General features: G+C 66.8%; 1 pseudogene. It reads right to left on the reverse strand.

The annotated features are described in order from the left end of the window. Positions 1 to 2,025: pseudogene (locus PV350_RS46370) on the reverse strand (hypothetical protein); the annotation flags it as partial.

The following is a 2,025-nucleotide window of genomic DNA, read 5'->3' on the forward strand; positions in this document are numbered from 1 at the left end:
GCACAACATCCAGCCCCGCAGATTCAGGCCGCACAGGCGTACCCGCCCCCGCCAAGGACTCCGCACCAGGCAGCACCCCCGCAGCCGCACCCAGCTCCCCCACCACAGATGCGGCCAGCCGGTCCTGTGCAGCGCCAGCACCCCGCAACCCACCACGAACAGAACCAGCCGCAGAAACAGGACCGACCGCAGAAACGGAACCGGCCGCGGGCTCGGTCACCGAGGCAACACCAGCAGACGCAGCAGCCGGCACAGGACTCGCCCCACCCACACGAGCAGCACCACCATCCACGGCACCAGCGCCGGGCACCGCATGCTCCACACCACCGAGCACATCACCGGGACCACCCGCGGCCGTTGCCGGAAGAACACCAGCCCCGCCGGGAGAACCGTCTGCGGCCTCGAAACCCGCAAGCCCGGCAACAGTGCCCACCTCCGGGACCGGCACGATGTGGTCACCGAACCCGGCACCACCAGCACCAGCACCAGCACCAGCCCCAGCCCCGGCCCCAGCGCTTGTGCCGGGGGCCGAGCTCTGGGCGGTGACGGTGCCAGAAGCGGCGTCCATGACAGCCGGCCCCACACCACTGCCCTCCGCACCCGGCCCTGCCACCACCGGCCGCTGCCGCCCAGGAACCGTCCCACCCGTGCCGTCATGCGGCCACAGCCGGTTCACCTCACTGACCAGCCAGCTCATATCCCGACCGGACACGTTCCCAGCGCCCGCGAAAGAAGCTCCGGTACCCGGACCGGCGCCCGTAGCTTCGCGGGGACGGTCCACGGGCATACCGCCCGTGCCCGTGTCCCCGTCGGCGGAACCCGTGCCGCTATCGCGGCCCGCACCGCCGAAAGCCCCATCGCCGACCGCAGCAGCACCTCCACCGCCGGTGGAGGAGACAGTCCGGTCAACAAACGCCAGAGCAGTCTGCACCTGCAGATAGGCCGCACTGTCCTTTGTCAACCCGTCCTGCAACTCCTCCAGGACCTGCCGCTTCTGCGCTTGGTCATCCACCAGTGCCATCCTGACAATCGGGCCACGCCCCGAACCAGGCGGCTGAGAACGAAGCCCGGCACGCTCGGCCGACACGTGCCTGATAACGGCGTCCGCAGCCGCCTGGCCAGACCGGCGGGCCACCGCAACAGCACCCCACTCACGGGCAGTCCAGCCCGCGGTTGAGCGGGTAAACAAGCTGTCGGGCATGACGCCGCGGACCAGGGCCGTGATCTCGGTTTGTTCACGGACCGACAGAGCCGCCCATTCCAGGCCGAGGATATCTATACCCCGGTGTCTCAGCTCGTCAGCAGCCTGCATGATGCGAAAGGGCGCCTCGGCATTTTTGCCCCCGAAGCTTTTCAGCGCCTCGTGGTAGTCGGCGAACGCATCGAGGGCACGGGAGGTTACTAGTCTCTTGATGACGGCGGCCGCGAACGCCTCACCGGAGCGGCTGGCCTCCGCGACAGTACCCCAGTCCTTTTCAGTCCAGTGCTCAATGTGACGCGGTTTGATCCACCTGCTCACCAAGGTGCGAGTAACTGCTTTTTGACTGGCCGGCAGGGCCATCCAATCCAGGGTGTAGACATCTGAACCCCCGAGCCCCGCAGGGGCGTAGAAAAATTTCGAGGCCGCCAAGGCCGGATTTTCGTTGGCGTGTGCGGCAGCCACGTGTTCGCGGAAGGAGGTGAACTCATCGCGGTTACGGACGGTGAGTATTTTCTTGATGGTGGCGGCCGCAACCGCCTTGCCGGCGCGGTGTGCCGCGGCAACCGCGTTCCACTCTGACTCTTCCCACTCCTCACTATTCAACGACCCGGCCGACCAACCGGCGAAAATTTGAATTTCGCGTTGTTCGTGCAGCCAGTGCTTCCACGGAAGGCGGTAGACATCCTCTTCGTTGACGCCCATCGCCCTCAGCGCAGCGTCAGCCTGGTCGAGACGGGTGACCGCGTCATCACCAGAGCTCGCCTCGTAGAGGGATGCGCGGAGGCTGACGAGGGGATCCTGGCCGGTGACCATCTTCTTGATGA

Origin of the sequence: Streptomyces sp. PA03-6a (genome assembly GCF_033792765.1) — a bacterium.
Lineage (GTDB): Bacteria > Actinomycetota > Actinomycetes > Streptomycetales > Streptomycetaceae > Actinacidiphila.